This window comes from Acerihabitans sp., assembly GCF_036398755.1.
GTDB lineage: Bacteria > Pseudomonadota > Gammaproteobacteria > Enterobacterales > Enterobacteriaceae > Acerihabitans.
The window spans coordinates 1-19189 of sequence record NZ_DASWOM010000141.1; the positions used below are offsets into that span (position 1 = coordinate 1).

Annotated in this window: 16 protein-coding genes; 11 read left to right on the forward strand and 5 right to left on the reverse strand. The window is 57.4% G+C overall.

Annotated features, from left to right (window positions below; genetic code table 11):
* Positions 1-150: 150 nt before the first annotated feature.
* The 6 genes from lptD to apaH all read left to right on the forward strand — a co-directional run bounded on the left by lptD (position 151) and on the right by apaH (position 6900).
* Positions 151-2502 (forward strand): LPS assembly protein LptD, encoded by a 2352-nt coding sequence (lptD, locus tag VGC33_RS22635; RefSeq protein ID WP_331123021.1) that lies wholly within the window; start codon positions 151-153, stop codon positions 2500-2502.
* A 66-nt stretch (positions 2503-2568) separates the two neighbouring features.
* Positions 2569-3864, forward strand: a complete 1296-nt coding sequence (gene surA / locus VGC33_RS22640; protein ID WP_331123022.1) for a peptidylprolyl isomerase SurA — start codon at positions 2569-2571, stop codon at positions 3862-3864.
* Positions 3854-4846, forward strand: a complete 993-nt coding sequence (pdxA, locus tag VGC33_RS22645) for a 4-hydroxythreonine-4-phosphate dehydrogenase PdxA (RefSeq protein ID WP_331123023.1) — start codon at positions 3854-3856, stop codon at positions 4844-4846. The genes surA and pdxA overlap by 11 nt, the downstream gene beginning before the upstream one ends.
* Complete coding sequence (gene rsmA / locus VGC33_RS22650; protein WP_331123024.1) at positions 4839-5657, forward strand: 16S rRNA (adenine(1518)-N(6)/adenine(1519)-N(6))-dimethyltransferase RsmA; 819 nt, start codon at positions 4839-4841, stop codon at positions 5655-5657. Before pdxA ends, rsmA begins: the two co-directional genes overlap by 8 nt.
* A gap of 14 nt (positions 5658-5671) precedes the next feature.
* Positions 5672-6049, forward strand: a complete 378-nt coding sequence (gene apaG / locus VGC33_RS22655; protein WP_331123036.1) for a Co2+/Mg2+ efflux facilitator ApaG/CorD — start codon at positions 5672-5674, stop codon at positions 6047-6049.
* 2 nt (positions 6050-6051) lie between these two features.
* Complete coding sequence (gene apaH, locus VGC33_RS22660; RefSeq protein ID WP_331123025.1) at positions 6052-6900, forward strand: bis(5'-nucleosyl)-tetraphosphatase (symmetrical) ApaH; 849 nt, start codon at positions 6052-6054, stop codon at positions 6898-6900.
* A 59-nt stretch (positions 6901-6959) separates the two neighbouring features.
* Here the strand turns inward: apaH and folA are convergent, their stop codons facing one another.
* The 3 genes from folA to VGC33_RS22675 all read right to left on the reverse strand — a co-directional run bounded on the left by folA (position 6960) and on the right by VGC33_RS22675 (position 8804).
* Entirely contained in the window at positions 6960-7442 is a 483-nt protein-coding gene (folA, locus tag VGC33_RS22665) for a type 3 dihydrofolate reductase (protein ID WP_331123026.1), read from the reverse strand.
* A 112-nt stretch (positions 7443-7554) separates the two neighbouring features.
* Positions 7555-8019 carry a threonine/serine exporter gene (locus tag VGC33_RS22670; RefSeq protein ID WP_331123027.1) on the reverse strand — a complete coding sequence of 155 codons (465 nt, stop codon included), beginning with the start codon at positions 8017-8019 and terminating at the stop codon, positions 7555-7557.
* Entirely contained in the window at positions 8016-8804 is a 789-nt protein-coding gene (locus VGC33_RS22675; RefSeq protein WP_331123028.1) for a threonine/serine exporter family protein, read from the reverse strand. The genes VGC33_RS22670 and VGC33_RS22675 overlap by 4 nt, the downstream gene beginning before the upstream one ends.
* A gap of 802 nt (positions 8805-9606) precedes the next feature.
* Here VGC33_RS22675 and speFL point away from each other — a divergent pair.
* The 5 genes from speFL to VGC33_RS22700 all read left to right on the forward strand — a co-directional run bounded on the left by speFL (position 9607) and on the right by VGC33_RS22700 (position 14541).
* Entirely contained in the window at positions 9607-9690 is an 84-nt protein-coding gene (gene speFL, locus VGC33_RS22680; protein WP_410016626.1) for a leader peptide SpeFL, read from the forward strand.
* Positions 9691-10005: 315 nt separating this feature from the next.
* Positions 10006-12168, forward strand: a complete 2163-nt coding sequence (gene speF, locus VGC33_RS22685; protein WP_331123030.1) for an ornithine decarboxylase SpeF — start codon at positions 10006-10008, stop codon at positions 12166-12168.
* A gap of 18 nt (positions 12169-12186) precedes the next feature.
* Complete coding sequence (potE, locus tag VGC33_RS22690; protein WP_331123031.1) at positions 12187-13506, forward strand: putrescine-ornithine antiporter; 1320 nt, start codon at positions 12187-12189, stop codon at positions 13504-13506.
* Positions 13507-13558: 52 nt separating this feature from the next.
* Positions 13559-13762, forward strand: a complete 204-nt coding sequence (locus VGC33_RS22695; protein ID WP_331123032.1) for a type II toxin-antitoxin system Phd/YefM family antitoxin — start codon at positions 13559-13561, stop codon at positions 13760-13762.
* A gap of 164 nt (positions 13763-13926) precedes the next feature.
* Positions 13927-14541: a LysE family translocator gene (locus VGC33_RS22700; protein WP_331123033.1), complete on the forward strand. Its 615-nt coding sequence runs from the start codon at positions 13927-13929 to the stop codon at positions 14539-14541.
* A gap of 136 nt (positions 14542-14677) precedes the next feature.
* Here VGC33_RS22700 and carB read toward each other — a convergent pair whose 3' ends face one another.
* Complete coding sequence (carB, locus tag VGC33_RS22705; RefSeq protein WP_331123034.1) at positions 14678-17902, reverse strand: carbamoyl-phosphate synthase large subunit; 3225 nt, start codon at positions 17900-17902, stop codon at positions 14678-14680.
* A gap of 14 nt (positions 17903-17916) precedes the next feature.
* Positions 17917-19065, reverse strand: coding sequence for a glutamine-hydrolyzing carbamoyl-phosphate synthase small subunit (carA, locus tag VGC33_RS22710; protein WP_331123035.1), 1149 nt, complete (start codon positions 19063-19065; stop codon positions 17917-17919).
* Between the last annotated feature and the right edge of the window lie 124 nt (positions 19066-19189).

The window sequence follows — 19189 nt, forward strand, 5'->3', positions numbered from 1 at the left end:
ATTTGCTTTATCATACCTGTCATTTATCGCTGTGCCTAACGGTGCGCGGATAAACGGCGGGATTTAACACTGGCGCAACTCCGGTGAGTGAGATAGTCTCTGACCGTTTGACGGCATGAAGCCCAAGATGACGGAACACCCGAAAAGCATATGAAGAAACGTTTCCCTACATTGCTGGCCAGCCTGATCTGGTCGGCGCTTTATAGCCAACACGCCTTGGCGGATTTTGCCGATCAATGCATGCTGGGCGTGCCTGCCTATACCAAGCCGCTGGTCACGGGCGACCCGAATCAACTGCCGGTGCATATCCAGGCGGACCACCAGACGGCCAACTATCCGGATAACGCGCTGTTTACCGGCAACGTGGACGTCGAACAGGGCAACGGCACGCTTAACGCCAAACAGGTGGAGCTCACGCAGACGCAGACCGGCCAGCAAGACCCGGTGCGCATCGCCACGGCCACCGGCGACGTCCATTACAACGATAATCAGATCAAACTCAATGGACCGAAAGCCTGGTCGAACCTGAACACCAAGGACACCGACGTTTACCAGGGCGACTACCAGATGGTGGGACGCCAGGGTCGCGGCGACGCCGATACCATGAAAATGCGCGGCAACAACCGCTACACGGTATTGGAAAACGGCACCTTTACGTCATGCCTGCCGGGGGACGACAGCTGGAGCGTCCAAGGCTCGGAGGTCATCCACGACCGTGAGGAGCAGGTGGCGGAAATCTATAACGCCCGGTTCAGGATCGGCAAGGTGCCGGTGTTCTACAGCCCCTATCTGCAACTGCCGGTAGGCGATAAACGCCGTTCCGGCTTTTTGATCCCCAATGCGAAATACGGCACCAAGAGCGGTTTTGAATTTTCCGCCCCCTATTACCTGAACCTGGCGCCCAATTACGACGCCACCATCACGCCGCATTATATGAGCAAGCGCGGCACCCAGCTGCAAAACGAATTCCGCTACCTGACCACGCCGGGCCTGGGCCTGGTACAGTTCGACTGGTTGCCAAGCGATTCGGAATACGCAACAGACCATCCCTCGGACAAGAATACCGACCGCTGGATGTTGTACTGGCGGCATAACGGCGTGATGGACGACGTCTGGCGTTTCAACGTCGATTATACCCGGGTCAGCGATCCGTATTATTTTACCGACCTGGATTCACAGTACGGCACCACGACCGACGGCTACGCCACGCAGAAATTCAGCGTCGGTTATGCCGACGAAAACTGGGACGTCACCCTTGCCAGCAAGCAGTTCCAGATATTCTCGGATTACGGCAACAGCAGCGCCTACCGCGCGGCGCCCCAGCTTGACGTCACCTATTATAAGAACGACGTCGGGCCGTTCGATACCCGTATCGTCAGCCAGGCCGCCAAGTTCACCAGCGTCAGCAGCAATAATCCCGAGGCCACCCGGCTGCATATCGAACCGACCATCAGCCTGCCGCTGGCCAACAGCTGGGGCAGCCTGAATACCGAAACCAAGCTGATGGCCACCCACTATCAGCAGGACAATCTTGAAAATTACAATTCCTTTCCCTCCAATGACCGGCTGGATGGCACGGTCAACCGGGTTATGCCGCAGTTCAAGACCGACGGTAAACTGATTTTTGAACGGGATATGGACTGGGCGAAAAATTATACCCAGACCCTGGAACCGCGGGTGCAATACCTGTATGTGCCCTACCGCGACCAGAGCAATATCAACGTTTACGACTCCACGCTGCTGCAAACCGACTATACCGGCCTGTTCCGCGACCGCAGCTACAGCGGCCTGGATCGCATCGCCTCCGCCAACCAGGTCTCGGGCGGCGTAACCACCCGGCTTTATGATGACGCCCTGGTTGAACGTTTTAACGCTTCGCTGGGTCAAATCTATTACTTTACCCGTCCGCGCACCGGTTCGACCAACAGCAGCCTGGATCAGGATGCCGAAACCGGCAGCGTGGTCTGGGCGGGCGACACCTTCTGGAAGATCGATGACCAGTGGGGCGTGCGCGGCGGCGTACAGTATGACACCCGGCTGAACAGCGTGGCGTTGGGCGACGCGGTGCTGGAATACCGTCGCGACGATAACCGCATGATTCAGTTGAACTACCGTTATGCCAGCCCCGAATATATTCAGGCCATGTTACCCACGATTTCAAATCCGGGCTATCAACAGGGTATCTCGCAGATCGGCACGATCGCCAGCTGGCCGATTCGCGATCGGTGGTCGATTGTCGGCGCGTATTATTATGATACCAAGGCGAGCCAGCCCGCCGAGCAGCTGATTGGCGTGCAGTACAATACCTGTTGCTGGGCGGCGACGGTGGGCTACGATCGTAAAATCACCAGTTGGGGCAACATAAATAACACCAGTAACAGCAGTAATTACGACAATGCCGTGACGTTTAATATACAACTGCGCGGTCTGAGCAGCGATTATGGCCTCGGTACCGACAAGATGCTGGCTTCCGGCATCCTGCCGTACCAACGGGCGTTTTAACGCCGTTTCAGACCAGCGAATGTTAATCTAGAATCCGCGAATGCGGCTGATATATATGGAAAAGTTATGAAAAACTGGAGAACGCTTATTCTCTGCATGGCGATGTGCGCCCAAACCGCGTTCGCAGCGCCCCAGGTCGTGGATAAAGTGGCTGCCGTGGTTGACAACAGTGTTGTCCTCGAAAGTGACGTGGACGGACTGTTGCAATCGGTTAAACGCAATGCGCAGGATGCAAAACAGCAGGTGCCCGATGACGCAACGCTGCGGCGTCAGATTATAGAGCGTTTGATCATGGACAATATCATTCTGGCCATTGCCCAGCGCAACAACGTTACCGTCACCGACGATCAGTTGACCCAATCCATTACCAACATCGCCGCGCAGAATAAAATGACGCTGGACCAGTTGCGCAGCCGCCTGGCCTACGACGGCATCGGATACGACACCTATCGCAAGCAGATCCGCAAGGAAATGCTGATTGCCGAGGTGCGCAACGGCGAAGTACGCCGTCGCGTGACCATCCTGCCGCAGGAAGTGGATTCCCTGGCCCAGCAGATTGCCGCGCAAACCGGCAACGGCGCGCAATACAACCTAAGCCACATCCTGATCCCGCTGCCGGAAAACCCGACGCAGGACCAGGTGGATAAAGCGGAAGCCATGGCCGCCTCGCTGGTGAAGCAGATCAAGGGCGGCGCCGATTTCGGTAAACTGGCCATCAGCTATTCCGCCGATCCGCAGGCCTTGAAAGGCGGGCAAATGGGCTGGGGCAAACTGGAAGAGTTGCCGTCCCTGTTCGCCGAGCGGCTGCAGGGCACGGCCAAAGGCGCCATTATCGGCCCGATTCGCTCCGGCGTCGGCTTCCATATCCTTAAGGTCAACGATATCCGCGGCGGCGATGAAAAAGTCTCGGTAACCGAAGTCCATGCCCGGCATATCCTGCTGCGCACCTCGGTGGTGATGACCGACCAGCAGGCCGAAGCCAAACTTAACGACGTGCTGGCGCAGATTAAAAGCGGCAAGACCGATTTTGCCGCCCAGGCCAAACTGCTGTCGCAGGATCCGGGCTCCGCCAACCAGGGCGGCGATCTCGGCTGGTCCGCGCCGCAGGCTTACGATCCCGTGTTCCAGGATGCGCTTATGCGCCTGAAAAAAGGCGAAATCAGCCAGCCGGTGCATTCCTCCTTCGGCTGGCATCTGATCCAGTTGCTTGATTCGCGTCAGGTTGACCGTACCGACGCCACCAAAAAAGATCAGGCTTATCGTCTGCTGTTCAACCGTAAATTCGCCGAAGAATCGCAGACCTGGATGCAGGAACAGCGTGCCAGCGCCTACGTCAAAATCATGGATGACAATGCTCAATAAGGCGCGACTGGCGGTAACGCCGGGCGAACCCGCCGGGATTGGTCCCGATTTGATAGCCATGCTGGCTCAGCAGGCCTGGCCGCTGGAGCTGGTGGTCTGCGCCGACCCGCAGGTGCTGCTCGACCGCGCGCGCCGGCTTGGGCTGCCGCTGCGGCTTCATCCTTACCGGCCGCGTGAGCCGGCGGCGCCGAGGCCGGCGGGCAGCGTCAGCGTGCTGGCTATTAGCGCCCCCGCGCCGGTCACCGCCGGCGAGCTGGATGTGGCCAACAGCGGCTATGTGGTGGAAACGCTGGCGCGCGCCTGCGACGGATGCCTGGACGGCGAGTTCGGCGCCCTGCTTACCGGCCCGGTGCACAAGGGCGTCATCAACGACGGCGGATTGGCCTTTACCGGCCATACCGAGTTTTTCGCCGGGCGCAGCCGCCGTGAACGCGTCGTCATGATGCTGGCCACCGAATCGCTGCGCGTGGCGCTGGCGACCACCCACCTGCCGTTATCGGCGGTGCCGGCGGCCATCACGCCTCAGGCCCTGCGGGATACGATCGCCATTCTCGATCATGATTTACGCGCGCAGTTCGGCATTCCCCACCCCCGTATCTATGTCTGCGGCCTGAATCCCCACGCGGGCGAAGGCGGGCATATGGGCCGGGAAGAGATCGACGTCATCATCCCCACGCTGCAAAGCCTGCGCGCGGAAGGCTATGACCTGGTCGGGCCGCTGCCGGCCGATACGCTGTTTCAGCCCAAATATCTGCAACATGCCGACGCGGTGCTGGCGATGTACCATGACCAGGGCCTGCCGGTATTGAAATACCAGGGTTTTGGCCGTGCGGTCAATATTACCCTCGGTTTGCCTTTTATACGTACCTCCGTCGATCACGGCACCGCGCTGGAACTGGCCGGTAGTGGCCTGGCGGAGGCCGGAAGCATCAAAACGGCGTTAAATCTCGCCATAAAAATGATAAATAACCGTAATGAGTAAACTTGTTCACCAGGGCCATCTGGCCCGTAAACGATTTGGTCAGAATTTCCTGCATGACGGCAATATTATCGACTCCATCGTCTCAGCCATCCATCCCCTGCCCGATCAGGCCATGGTGGAAATCGGCCCCGGCCTGGGCGCGCTGACCGAACCGGTTGCCGAGCGCATCGATCATATGACGGTCATCGAGCTGGATCGCGATCTGGCGGCCCGGCTGGCCACCCATCCGTTCCTCAACAGCAAGCTGACCATTATCCAGCAGGATGCCATGACGGTGGATTTCGCCGAGCTGTCGCGTCAGCTCGGGCAGCCATTGCGGGTATTCGGCAATCTTCCGTACAATATTTCCACGCCGTTGATGTTTCACCTTTTCGGCTATACTCAGGCAATCCGCGACATGCATTTTATGTTGCAAAAAGAAGTGGTCAACCGGCTGGTCGCCGGACCTGACAGTAAGGCCTATGGCCGGCTCAGCGTGATGGCGCAGTATTATTGCCAGATAATCCCGGTACTGGAAGTACCGCCGGCCTCGTTCCGGCCGGCGCCGAAAGTCGATTCCGCGGTGGTCAGGCTGGTACCCTACGCCGAGTTGCCCCATCCGGTCAGCGACCTGCAGGTACTGGCGCGCATTACCAGCCAGGCGTTTAACCAGCGCCGCAAAACCGTGCGCAACAGTTTGGGTAACCTTTTCACCGCGGAGCAGTTGAAAGCGTTGGGCATCGACCCGATTCTACGCGCGGAAAATATTACCGTGGCGCAGTACTGCCATCTGGCAAACTGGCTGGCGGAGCATCCTTCGCAACAGGACTAACAGGAGCAGCTGTGATGATTAATTCGCCACGCGTTTGTGTGCAGGTTCAAAGTATGTATGTCGAGACGCAGTCCATGCCCGAACAGGAGCGCTATGTCTTTGCTTATACTATTACCGTACGTAATCTCGGGCGGCATAACGTGCAGCTGGTCGGGCGTTATTGGCTGATTACCAACGCCAACGGCAAGGAAACGCAGGTGCAGGGGGAAGGCGTGGTCGGCGAACAGCCGCTCATCCTGCCCGGCAGCGAGTTTCAATATACCAGCGGAGCCATTCTTGAGACGCCTCTCGGCACGATGGAAGGCCACTATGAAATGCTGGATCACCAAGGGCAGTCATTTCGTATTGCCATTCCCGTCTTTCGCCTAGCGATCCCAACACTTATACACTAATTATGTCGACATACTTAATCGGGGATATTCATGGCTGCTACGATGAGCTGACGTCACTGTTGTCCCAAGTGGCATTCAATCCCGCGGCGGATACGCTGTGGCTCACCGGCGATTTGGTGGCGCGCGGCCCCGCGTCGCTCCAGGTGTTGCGCTTTGTGCGCGAACTCGGCGACTGCGTGCGCCTGGTGCTGGGCAATCATGATCTGCATCTGCTGGCGGTCTATGCCGGCATCAGCCGTAATAAACCTAAGGATCGCATTACCCCGTTGCTGGAAGCACCCGATGCCGATACGCTGATCAACTGGCTGCGCCGTCAACCGGTTTTGCAGGTGGACGAAGAAAAAAAACTGGTGATGGCCCATGCGGGCATCACGCCGCAGTGGGATCTTGACACCGCCATGACCTGCGCCCGTGAGGTGGAAGCCATACTCAGCAGCGACAGCTATCCCCTGTTCCTGGACGCCATGTACGGCGACATGCCCAATAACTGGTCCCCCGAGCTGAGCGGTCTGGCGCGGCTGCGCTTTAGCAGCAATGCCCTGACCCGGATGCGCTATTGTTTCCCCAACGGCCAGCTGGATATGATAGCCAAGGATGCGCCGGACAGCGCCCCCGCCCCGCTGCGTCCGTGGTTTATGATCCCCGGACCGGTTTCGGAAAACTACAGTATTGTTTTCGGCCACTGGGCGTCCCTTGAAGGTAAAGGCACCCCGGAGAATATCTATGGGCTGGACACCGGCTGCTGCTGGGGCGGCAACCTGACCATGCTGCGCTGGGAAGATAAACGCTATTTTATCCAGCCGTCCAATCGCCAGGATGAGAGCGGCATCGAAGCCAGCGCGTTAATGTAAGCGGGAAGAGCCAACCTTGCGCCTGCCCGCCGTCGCCTGGCCTTTTTTGGCCTGGCGCCTTAGCGGCGATCGAGTATTTCCCAGCAAAAACTGTGGCTGTTTTTCTCATCGGCATCGTGGAATTCACTGAAGGATGACTGCCACTGATCCGGTTCGTACTCGGGAAAAAAAGTATCGCCTTCAATCTCCGCGTCAATATGCGTCAGGTAAAGGCGCCCGGCCTGCGGCAGGAAATGCGCATAGATCTTGCCGCCGCCAATCACCATCACTTCCTGCGCCTCACCGGCGGCGGCCAGGGCCTGCGCCGGCGTGGCCACCCAGGTAACGCGGTCGTCCGCCGCCGGATGGCGGCTGAGCACGATATTCAACCGCCCCGGCAGGGGCTGTCCAATGGATTCATAGGTACGCCTGCCCATGATGACGGGCTTGTTCAGGGTATTGCGCTTAAACCACGCCATATCGGCAGGCAGATGCCATGGCATGGCGTTCTCGAGGCCAATTACGCGATCTACGGCCAGCGCGGCAATCAGGCTAATTTTCATATAAACTCTTACAGGCTGCAAAATTGCAGCCACTATACGGAAACTGCCGGCGAGCGTCGAGCGCCCCGGCCGACGTCCGTCACAAAATTCAGAAAGCGCTTAACGCGCGCGCCTAGACCCCCGGGCGTTTACGGTACAGCCATAATCCCGGCAGCGATAATCCTATCGACAGGGCGCCGACGATAAAACCCGCCTTCAGAAACTGGGTCACCAGCACCGACATCAACGCATCGCTATAACCCAGATGGGAAATTTCCACCGCCGCCACCATCGCGCTGTAGGCGGAGATGCCCGGAAACATCGGGATCACCGCCGCCACGGTAAACACCTTCGGGTGCGCCAGCAGCCAGCGCGACCAGTGGATGCCGATGATGCCGATCAGGATCGCCGCCAGCAGGGAAGCCCATTCTATATTCAAGCCATAATGGATAAGCAGCATGCGCGTGCCGTGGCCGATGGCGCCCAGCAGCGCGCAGTAACGCAGCGCTTTTACCGGCACGTTGAACACCATGGCGAAGCCCAGGGCCGGCACGGCCGCCAGCAACATATCTTCCAGTAACGCCAGCAACAGGTTCATGACCATCCCCGGAAATCCCACACCGCCATCGCCAGGACAATGCCGATACAAATGGATAACGTCAGCAGGCTGGCCATGGTCCAGCGCGCCAGGCCGGTATTGACATGGCCTTTAAACATATCCGCCACCGCGTTGATAAGCGGAAACCCGGGCACCAGCAGCAGGACGCTCGCCGGCATCGCCACCAGCGAGGTGTCGTGGAACGCCGGCAGCCGCATCAGCAGCCCGGAGGCGGAGGTGGCGACAAAAGCGGTGATGCAAAAATTGATCAGCGGATTCATTTGCCGGGCGGTCAACAGCTGGCGCACATACATGGCCAGCCCGCTGGCAAACAGCGTTACCACAAAAGCGTCCCAGCCGCCGCCGTTCAGCCGGCTGAAACAGCCGCAGGACAGGCCGACGATTATCACCATCAGCCAGCGCGGGTAGCGCATCGGCTTGATATGGGCCAGGCGTTTGGTCACGTCGGCGGCATCCAGTAAACGGTGTTCGGTCATGATGACGATATGCTGGACCTGCGTCACCACATGCATATTAATGCCGCGATCGTTATTTTTCCGCGTCGAGGTCAGGCAAAAATCATTGATAATAGTGGTCAAGACTATGGCATTGGCGGAAATGGAGCTTTCCACCCGCTGCACGCCCAATGACAGCCCCAGGCGTGTCGACAACTGTTCCACGATCATGCTTTCCGCGCCGTGCTGCAACAGCAATAGCGCGCATTCAATACAAAGCCGGGTGATGACCCGTTGCTGGTCCTGCGTTATTTCCCTAGCCATCAACATGCACCATACTCAACCACACTCCGATAACCCTACGCTTCGTGGACGCTCTTTTCTTAACATGTAACAAAAAAGTCGGCAAGCCATAATTATGCCATGAATAAAGCCACAAGGTTCTAATTACCGGCTGATGATATTTGCCGCGTCGCATTTAAAATATAACTTATTATCTACATAAAATTAACGATGCCGGCGCGCAATAATCCAGTCAACCTCCTTGCCAACGCCGAAGCTGTACATGACACCGGGTTATCGGCGCGTTTTAGGGTTTAGCATTTCGTGCTATTGCGCGCACGGCGTATCGGTCCCGGCCGGGGTCAATCCATCGCCGCGCAAAGGCTAAGGCCGGATGCCCCTGTTTGTGCTTCATGCAGTAATTTCGTATTATCATGCAGATTTTCATCTGTAAGCATCCTGGATTAAACAGCATTGGCGACCGTCCCACGGACGATAACCTGGCCGATAAACTATTATTAGCCGCGCTGAGGCGATTTAATCCTGTTTATGCGTCTTACCTGTACATGTCTTTTATCATATTCAACTGCGCTATTTTACGCACTCATTTTTCAGGTATTTTTACCGTTAAAATGAAATGAATTATCATGCGGTTTATTCATTTCGTCTAAAATTAACAATCCTGTCGCCGTTGGTTTTTTTATTATTTCTTAGCTAATAGCAACCTTAAAGAACCGCCATATTCATGAGATTGATCACAGAAAACGGCGCCCTGGCCGATAGTATAGCGCCTGTCAGTTCGTTGCTTACCCACTTACAGGTAACCATAATGGAAAACAATAACCGGAAAATGGCGCATATACGCAGAGTGAGGCATTTAATGATGCCCCGATGCCGTGACTATTTCTCTTTCTCTTTTTTCTCTTTCAGATAAATTTCCCATTGGACATGGCATCCTCTTTTGCGGGACTGTCATTGCCGTCTCTCCATAGATAATACCGCCAGCAAGATGATTTAATACATCTTGACTCGCTGCTATTATCCATGAACCGTACTGAACAGCATCCGCAAGACTTTCAGCCCGCCATGGCTGTTACATGATGGTTCGCCATTGCTATGGCCGCCATTTTATTGATAGTGCAGATATGTACTATTAAGCATTATTACGCTTTGAAAATAACCATGGGACTGTCGATTCCTATTTAACCGAAGGTAATCCTCTGTTCCGGCTTCAGGAGAATATAATAAAATGAAACCCTTGAAAATTGTCGCCAACGCTGATGTAAAGTCCTGCTTTCATAGCGAAAGGGCGATGGTGGATATCATTAATACCGATTTTTCAGATATTGCGGCGGTGGTATTATCCCTACCGGAAACTCATAATGGCGCCATAGACGCCATCAAACTTACCGGTCTCGACATTCCTATTTTTGTCGCCATCGGCAGCCACGAAGAGCTGGCGAACGATGACCTGTCAAGGATTAACGGCGTATTTAAATTGGGTGACGGCAATGCCGATTTTTACGGCAAGCAGGTAGAATCCGCAGCGACGAAATATGAAAATGAATTATTACCGCCTTTTTTCTCGACGTTAAAAAAATATGTGGAAATGGGTAATTCCTCCTTTGCCTGCCCAGGTCATCAGGGCGGCCAGTTTTTTCGTAAGCATCCGGTGGGACGCCAGTTTTTTGATTTTTTCGGCGAAACGCTGTTCCGTGCGGATATGTGTAACGCCGACGTTAAGCTGGGCGATCTGTTAATCCATGAAGGCGCGCCCTGCGCGGCGCAGCAGCATGCGGCCAAAGTCTTTAACGCCGACAAAACGTATTTTGTCCTCAACGGCACCTCCGCGTCCAATAAAGTGGTGACCAACGCCCTGTTGGCACGGGGCGATTTGGTGCTGTTCGATCGCAATAATCATAAATCAGTCCACCACGGCGCCTTAATCCAGGCGGGCGCGACGCCCGTTTACCTGGAGACCGCCCGTAATCCGTTCGGTTTTATCGGCGGCATCGATGCCCACTGTTTCGAGGAAGACTATCTGCGCGCGCAAATCCGCCGCGTGGCCCCCGCCCGCGCCGGCGAGGCACGGCCTTTCCGCCTGGCGGTTATCCAGTTGGGGACCTATGACGGCACGATTTATAACGCGCGACAGGTGGTGGATAAGATAGGCCATCTGTGTGACTACATCCTGTTTGATTCGGCCTGGGTCGGCTATGAGCAGTTTATTCCCATGATGAAGGATTGTTCCCCGCTGCTGCTGGAGCTAAACGAAAACGATCCGGGCATTATCGTCACCCAATCGGTGCATAAGCAACAGGCCGGATTTTCCCAAACCTCGCAAATTCATAAAAAGGACCGGCATATCAAGGGGCAGGCGCGTTATTGCAATCATAAGCGTTTCAACAATGCGTTTATGCTGCATGCGTCCACCAGCCCTTTTTATCCGCTGTTCGCGGCGCTGGACGTCAATGCCAGGATGCATGCCGGCGAAAGCGGCCGGCGATTGTGGGCGGATTGCGTCGCATTGGGAATCGAGACCCGAAAAATGCTGCTCAATACCTGTTCGATGATCAAGCCCTTTGTGCCGGTAAGCGTGGAAGGGCGTCCCTGGCAGGATTTTGCCACCGGCGAGATGGCGCGGGACCTGCGTTTCTTTAATTTCGTGCCGGGTGACAAATGGCATGGGTTCGACGGGTATGCGCCGAATCAGTATTTTGTCGATCCCTGCAAACTGCTGCTGACCACCCCCGGCATTGACACCGCCAGCGGCGAGTATGCCGATTTCGGCATCCCCGCGACCATCCTGGCCAATTTCCTGCGTGAAAACGGCATCGTGCCCGAGAAATGCGACCTGAACTCTATTCTGTTCCTGCTTACGCCGGCGGAAGATATGGCTAAAATGCAGCATCTGGTCGCCCAGATCGCCCGTTTTGAACGTTATATAACGCAAGATGCGCCGTTATCCGACGTCCTGCCCGCCATCGTCGCCAGCCATGGACAACGCTACCAGGGTTATACCCTGCGGCGCCTGTGCCAGGAAATGCATGACTTATATGTCAGTTATGACGTTAAACAACTGCAAAAGGATATGTTCCGCCAGGCTAACTTCCCGCGGGTGGCGATGAATCCGCAGGATGCGAACGGCGAGTTCGTGCGCGGAAATGTAGAACTGGTGCCGCTGAGCAAGGCGGAAGGCCGCATCGCCGCCGAGGGCGCCCTGCCTTATCCGCCGGGAGTGCTTTGCATGGTGCCGGGAGAAGTGTGGGGCGGCGCCGTGCAACGTTATTTCCTGGCGCTGGAGGAGGGCATCAATCTGCTGCCCGGCTTCTCGCCGGAGCTGCAGGGGGTTTATCTTGAGCGCGATCGGGATGGAATTCAGCACGCCTATGGTTATGTCGTTAAACAATAAGCAAAAAGGACCATGATCATGAACAAAACGAAAAATAAAATGGGTGTGGTGCAGCTCACCGTCCTGACCGCCGTTAACATGATGGGTTCCGGCATCATCATGCTGCCCACCAAACTGGCGGAGGTGGGAACCCTGTCCATTGTTTCCTGGCTGGTCACCGCCCTGGGGTCGATGGCGTTGGCCTACGCGTTTGCCAAATGCGGCATGTTCAGTCGTAAGCCCGGCGGGATGGGCGGCTATGCGGAATATGCCTTCGGCAAATCCGGTAACTTTATGGCCAATTACACCTATGGCGTTTCCCTGCTGATCGCCAATGTCGCCATTGCCATCTCCGCCGTCGGCTACGGTACCGAGCTGATGGGTCAAACCCTCACGCCGCTTGGGATCTGCCTGGCCACCATCGCGGTGCTGTGGCTGGCCACCATGGCCAACTTCGGCGGCGCGCGCATCACCGGGAACATCAGCAGTATCACTATCTGGGGCGTCATTATCCCCGTTGTGGGCATTTCGCTGATCGGGTGGTTCTGGTTTAGCGGCACCGCCTATATTGCCGCCTGGAATCCCCATGCCCTGCCCACTTTCGAGGCCATCGGCTCCTCCATCGCCATGACGCTGTGGGCGTTCCTGGGGCTGGAATCCGCCTGCGCCAATATGGACGTGGTGGAAAACCCGGAACGCAACGTGCCGATCGCCGTATTGGGCGGCACGCTCGGGGCAGCGGTTATCTATGTGGTCTCCACCAACGTTATCGCCGGCATCGTCCCCAACCTGGCGCTGGCGAATTCCACCGCGCCGTTCGGGTTGGCGTTTTCCTATATGTTTACGCCTTTTGTCGGCAAAATCATCATGGCGCTGATGATCATGTCATGCGTCGGCTCCCTGCTGGGCTGGCAGTTTACCATCGCCCAGGTCTTCAAATCCTCCGCCGACGCCGGCTATTTTCCCCAGGTCTTTTCCCACACCAACAAGGCGGAGGCGCCGGTGAAGGGGATGCTTATCATCGTCGCCATCCAGACCGGCCTGTCGTTGATGACCATCAGCCCCTCGCTGAACAAACAGTTTAACGTGCTGGTGAACCTGGCGGTGGTAACCAATATCATTCCTTATATCCTGTCGATGGCGGCCACCGTCGTAATCCAGAAATCCGCGGGCCTGCCGCCGGCCAAGGCGCGAGTCACCAACAGCATTGCGTTTCTCGGCGCGCTCTACAGCTTTTATGCGCTCTACAGCTCAGGGCAAGAGGCGATGATGTGGGGCGCTATCGTCACCTTCCTCGGCTGGACTTTATACGGCATCATTTCGCCGCGCTTTGAAATGCCCGACGTTAAGCTCAACTGAACAAGGCAAGGCCAACCAATGGGGAAAGTTCATTATTTTATTGGATACTGATATGCAAACCATCAGTTACACCGCGCTGCGCAACAACCTGGCGCACGCGCTTGAGTCACTGGAACAAGGAGAAGTCCTGTGCGTTACCCGGCGCGGCCGCGCGGATTTGATCCTCAAAGGCGAAAACATGGCTACACGCGGGCAAACGACGGAGCCGTCGTCGCGGGCGGGAGGATATAGTTTCAGAATGGAGGATTTACTGTAAACACCGGCGGCGCGGCGGTGTCTCCCGGCAACGGGAGCCCGTCTGTCCCGCCGCGTTCCCGCGATGCGGAGATCCGGCACATAAGTGCTGAACCAGAACGAGGGTGCGCTTCTTCCGCGCCGGCGCTATCCTAAGGCGCTTACTGGTTGATTGCCGAGACGGTCATGTTAGAAACCTCATTGTTTGTTGCCTCCATCGCCACGCTTGGAATGCTCTCTCCCGGCCCCGACTTTTTTTTGGTGATCAGAAACGCCGCCCGCTACCGCAGGCGCGCCGCCATGATGACCTCCCTTGGCGTTATCTGCGGCGTCGCCACCCATATGTCTTACTGCGTGGCGGGCCTGGCGGTGGTGATTACCACCACGCCCTGGCTGTTTAACCTGCTGAAATATGCCGGCGCGGCGTATCTCATCTGGATAGGCATTCAGGCGCTGGTTGCGCGCGGCGCCGGCGCAATCAGCCTCAATGAGGCGCCGCCGCAGCCGGTAAGGCTGAAAAGCGTCTTTATCCAGGGATACCTGAACAACTTGCTCAATCCCAAGGCAACGCTGTTTTTCCTGGCGATATTTACCCAGGTGCTGCGGGTGGAATCAGGCGTGGCGGAAAAATTGTGGTATGCGGGCATTATCCTGCTGCTGGCGCTGGTCTGGTGGCCGCTGCTGGTGGTGCTGATCCAAAGCAGGCCGGTACGCCGTACGCTAACCAGAGCGCAAAAAATGGTGGACAAACTGTTGGGCGGAGTGCTGATAGCCTTGGGAATCAAGGTTGCGTTAGGCTGATGCCGGTTTCGTCCGCAGGGTGGCGCCGGCCGGCGCGCAAGGTCAAAAAAACCGGGACGCTGAACAGCCGTCCCGGCAATGCGACCGGTTATGGGAATCGCGGCCACTCCCCCGAGGGGCAAGGGGCCATTGCGCGTTAACCCTTCAGCATCGCATGCATTTCCTGCACTGAAATCACCCGCTCGGTGGGATCCGAGTTTAACGCCATGGCGGTGGCGAAGCCGCCGTTCATGGTGGTGTCGTAATGCACTTTATACTGCAGCGCGCTGCGGCGGATAAGCTTCGAGTCCGCGATGGCCTGGCGACCGGCGGTGGTATTGACGATATAGGTATATTCGCCGTTTTTAATGCGATCCTGGATATGCGGCCGCCCTTCATGGACTTTATTGACCAGCCGGGGATTGATTCCCGCTTCGCCCAAAATCACCGCGGTGCCGTGCGTGGCATCCAGTTCAAAGCCGTGCTTGAGCAGTTTGGCCGCCAAATCCACCACCCGGCCCTTATCGCCGGCACGTACCGACAACAGCGCCCGGCCGGATTTTTTCATCGTGGACTGGCTGCCGAGCATGGCTTTGGCGAACGCTTCGGCAAAGGTGCGGCCCACGCCCATCACCTCGCCGGTGGAGCGCATTTCCGGGCCCAGGATGGGGTCGACGCCGGGGAATTTATTAAACGGCAGCACCACTTCCTTGACCGAGTAGTACGGCGGGATCACTTCTTTGGTGATGCCCTGATCGGCCAGCGATTGCCCCACCATCACCCGGGCGGCAATCTTCGCCAGCGGCATGCCGGTGGCTTTGGAGACAAAGGGCACCGTGCGCGCGGCGCGCGGGTTGACTTCTATCAGGTAGACCTCATTGTCCTTGACCGCGAACTGCACGTTCATCAAACCGCGCACCCGCAGCTCGAACGCCAGTTTCTCGACCTGGCGGCGCATCACGTCCTGTATTTCCTGGCTCAGGGTGTAGGCCGGCAGCGAACAGGCGGAATCGCCGGAGTGTACGCCCGCCTGCTCGATATGCTCCATGATGCCGCCAATCAGCACCTGCTGCCCGTCGCAGATGGCGTCCACATCCACCTCCACCGCGTCGTCGAGAAAACGGTCCAGCAGCACCGGCGCATCGTTGGATACGCTGACCGCGGTCTGGAAGTAGCGCAGCAAATCGACGTCGTCGTTGACGATTTCCATCCCCCGGCCGCCCAGCACGTAGGAAGGGCGCACCACCAGCGGATAGCCGATGGTCGCCGCCTTCTCCACCGCCTGTTCGATGGTGGTCACCGTGGCGTTGGCCGGTTGCTTCAGCCCCAGGCGTTCCACCGCCTGTTGGAAGCGCTCGCGGTCTTCGGCGCGGTCAATGGAATCGGGACTGGTGCCGATAATCGGCACGCCCGCCGCCTCAAGCGCGCGCGCCAGTTTCAGCGGCGTCTGGCCGCCGTATTGCACAATCACCCCTTTCGGCTGCTCGATGCGCACGATTTCCAGCACGTCCTCAAGCGTTACCGGTTCGAAATAAAGACGGTCGGAGGTGTCGTAATCGGTGGACACCGTCTCCGGGTTACAGTTGACCATAATGGTTTCGTAGCCGTCTTCGCGCAGCGCGAGCGACGCGTGGACGCAGCAATAGTCGAACTCGATGCCCTGGCCGATACGGTTAGGCCCGCCGCCCAGCACCATGATTTTTTCGCGATCGCGGGTGGGGTTGGATTCGCACTCTTCTTCATACGTAGAGTACATATAGGCGGTATCGGTGGCGAATTCGGCGGCGCAGGTATCGACCCGCTTATAGACCGGGTGCAGGTTATACTCTTCGCGCAGCTTGCGGATTTCCCCTTCCGAGACGCCGGCAAGCGTCGCCAGGCGGGCATCGGCAAACCCCTTGCGTTTCAGCCGGCGCAGGAAGTCCCGATCCAGGCAGCCGACGCCCTGCTCCGCCACCACGTTTTCCAACTGCACCAGCTCTTCAATCTGCACCAGGAACCAACGGTCGATATTGGTCAGGTTAAATACGCCGTCCACCGACAGCCCGGCGCGGAAGGCGTCGGCGACATACCAGATGCGATCGCCGCCGGCGTCTTTAAGTTCGCGGCGGATCTTGGTCAGCGCCTCCGGATCGTCCAGGCTGACCTTGGGGTCAAAGCCGGTGGCGCCCACTTCCAACCCGCGCAGGGCCTTTTGCAGCGACTCCTGCTGCGTGCGTCCGATGGCCATGACCTCGCCCACCGACTTCATCTGGGTGGTCAGGCGGTCATTGGCGCCGGCAAATTTCTCGAAGTTAAAGCGCGGGATCTTGGTGACGACATAGTCGATGGAGGGTTCGAACGAGGCGGGCGTGCGTCCGCCGGTGATATCGTTCATCAGTTCGTCAAGCGTATAGCCCACCGCCAGCTTGGCGGCCACCTTGGCGATCGGAAAACCGGTGGCCTTGGAGGCCAGCGCCGAGGAGCGGGAAACCCGCGGGTTCATTTCAATGATAATCAGCCGGCCGTTTTTGGGATTGACCGAGAACTGCACGTTCGAGCCGCCGGTTTCCACGCCGATTTCACGCAATACCGCCATCGAGGCGTTACGCATGATTTGGTATTCTTTATCGGTAAGGGTTTGCGCCGGCGCAACGGTAATGGAGTCGCCGGTATGGATGCCCATGGCATCGATATTTTCAATCGAGCAGACGATGATGCAGTTATCGTTCTTATCGCGCACCACCTCCATCTCGTACTCTTTCCAGCCGATCAGCGATTCATCGATCAGCAGTTCGGTGGTGGGGGAAAGATCGAGGCCGCGCTCGCAGATTTCCTCGAACTCCTCGCGATTGTAGGCAATGCCGCCGCCCGACCCGCCCATGGTAAACGAGGGTCGGATAATGCAGGGGAACCCGACGTCCGCCGCCACCGCCAGCGCTTCTTCCATATTATGGGCAAAACCGGAGCGCGCGGTCTCGAGCCCGATTTTTTTCATCGCCTTGTCAAAACGCTGCCGGTCTTCCGCCTTGTCGATGGCGTCGGCGGTGGCGCCAATCATGGTAACGCCAAACTCGGCGAGAACGCCTTCACGTTCCAGATCCAGCGCGCAGTTCAGCGCGGTTTGTCCGCCCATGGTCGGCAGGATGGCGTCCGGGCGCTCTTTTTCGATGATTTTACGCACCACTTCCCAATGGATGGGCTCGATATAGGTGGCATCCGCCATATCGGGATCGGTCATGATGGTGGCCGGGTTGGAGTTCACCAGCACCACGCGGTAGCCTTCCTCACGCAGGGCCTTGCACGCCTGCGCGCCGGAGTAATCGAACTCGCACGCCTGGCCGATGACAATCGGGCCGGCGCCCAGAATCAGGATACTGGATATATCTGTACGTTTTGGCATGGTCTTGCTCCTGATTATTTTGCCTGGTAACGATAAGTCTTGATCAACTCGATAAAATGGTCGAACAGCGGCGCGGCGTCATGCGGCCCGGGACTGGCCTCCGGATGCCCCTGGAAACAGAATGCCGGCTTATCCGTGCGGTGCAACCCCTGTAAGGAGCCGTCGAACAGCGATGTATGCGTCACGCGCAGGTTCGTCGGCAGCGTGGTTTCATCCACCGCAAAGCCATGGTTCTGGGCGGTAATCATCACCCGGCCGGCGTCGATGTCCTTTACCGGATGGTTGCCGCCGTGGTGGCCGAACTTCATTTTAATGGTCTTGGCCCCGCTGGCCAGCGCCAGCAGCTGATGGCCGAGGCAAATGCCGAAAATCGGCGTCTCGGTTTCCAGGAACGTTTTGATGGCGGCGATAGCGTAGTCGCAGGGTTCGGGATCGCCGGGACCGTTGGCGAGGAAGATGCCGTCGGGGTCCATGGCCAGCACCACATCGGCCGGCGTCTGCGCGGGCACCACCGTCAGGCGGCAGCCGCGATCCACCAGCATGCGCATGATATTGCGTTTAATGCCGAAATCGTAAGCCACCACGTGATATGGCAGCGCTCCGGCGGCGGCCGGCGCCGGCAGGCCGGCATGTATCGCCCAACTGCCCTGGGTCCAGCCGTATTGCCCGGCGGTGCTGACTTCCTTGGCTAAATCCATCCCCTTTAGCCCCGGGAAATCGCGCGCCTTTTGCAAGGCCAGCGCCGCATCCGGCGCGTCGCCGGCGATGATGCAGCCGTTCTGGGCGCCTTTTTCGCGCAGCAGGCGGGTGAGTTTACGGGTATCGATATCGGCAATGCCGACGACGTTATTCTGTTTGAGATAGTCCGACAGGGAACCGGTGCTGCGAAAGTTACTGGCGATAAGCGGTAAATCGCGAATCACCAACCCCTGGGCATGAACGCGGGACGATTCTTCATCTGCTTCGTTAGTGCCGACATTGCCGATATGGGGATAAGTGAGAGTAACGATTTGGCGGGAATAGGAGGGATCGGTGAGGATTTCTTGATAGCCGGTCATCGATGTATTGAAGACCACTTCCCCCACTGCCGTTCCTGATGCCCCAATGGCCCGACCGTGGAATTGGGTTCCGTCTTCCAGAACCAACAGCGCTGACTTTATCAAAACACCCTCCAAGGAATATTCAGTCATTGTATTTGCATATTAATTCAGATTTAGCGATCTTAATCAATGCAAAAAACACCTTCAAGGTAGATTTTCGGCAAATTGGGCGCATTTTAATGATGAG

Coding starts and splice junctions, on each gene's coding strand:
- VGC33_RS22675 (WP_331123028.1), bottom strand. CDS start 8,804: ATGTTGATGGCTAGGGAAATAACGCAGGACCAGCAACGGGTCATCACC.
- potE (WP_331123031.1), top strand. CDS start 12,187: ATGAACAAAACGAAAAATAAAATGGGTGTGGTGCAGCTCACCGTCCTG.
- surA (WP_331123022.1), top strand. CDS start 2,569: ATGAAAAACTGGAGAACGCTTATTCTCTGCATGGCGATGTGCGCCCAA.
- apaG (WP_331123036.1), top strand. CDS start 5,672: ATGATTAATTCGCCACGCGTTTGTGTGCAGGTTCAAAGTATGTATGTC.
- speF (WP_331123030.1), top strand. CDS start 10,006: ATGAAACCCTTGAAAATTGTCGCCAACGCTGATGTAAAGTCCTGCTTT.
- folA (WP_331123026.1), bottom strand. CDS start 7,442: ATGAAAATTAGCCTGATTGCCGCGCTGGCCGTAGATCGCGTAATTGGC.
- speFL (WP_410016626.1), top strand. CDS start 9,607: ATGGCGCATATACGCAGAGTGAGGCATTTAATGATGCCCCGATGCCGT.
- apaH (WP_331123025.1), top strand. CDS start 6,052: ATGTCGACATACTTAATCGGGGATATTCATGGCTGCTACGATGAGCTG.
- VGC33_RS22700 (WP_331123033.1), top strand. CDS start 13,927: ATGTTAGAAACCTCATTGTTTGTTGCCTCCATCGCCACGCTTGGAATG.
- lptD (WP_331123021.1), top strand. CDS start 151: ATGAAGAAACGTTTCCCTACATTGCTGGCCAGCCTGATCTGGTCGGCG.
- VGC33_RS22695 (WP_331123032.1), top strand. CDS start 13,559: ATGCAAACCATCAGTTACACCGCGCTGCGCAACAACCTGGCGCACGCG.
- pdxA (WP_331123023.1), top strand. CDS start 3,854: ATGCTCAATAAGGCGCGACTGGCGGTAACGCCGGGCGAACCCGCCGGG.
- rsmA (WP_331123024.1), top strand. CDS start 4,839: ATGAGTAAACTTGTTCACCAGGGCCATCTGGCCCGTAAACGATTTGGT.
- carB (WP_331123034.1), bottom strand. CDS start 17,902: ATGCCAAAACGTACAGATATATCCAGTATCCTGATTCTGGGCGCCGGC.
- VGC33_RS22670 (WP_331123027.1), bottom strand. CDS start 8,019: ATGAACCTGTTGCTGGCGTTACTGGAAGATATGTTGCTGGCGGCCGTG.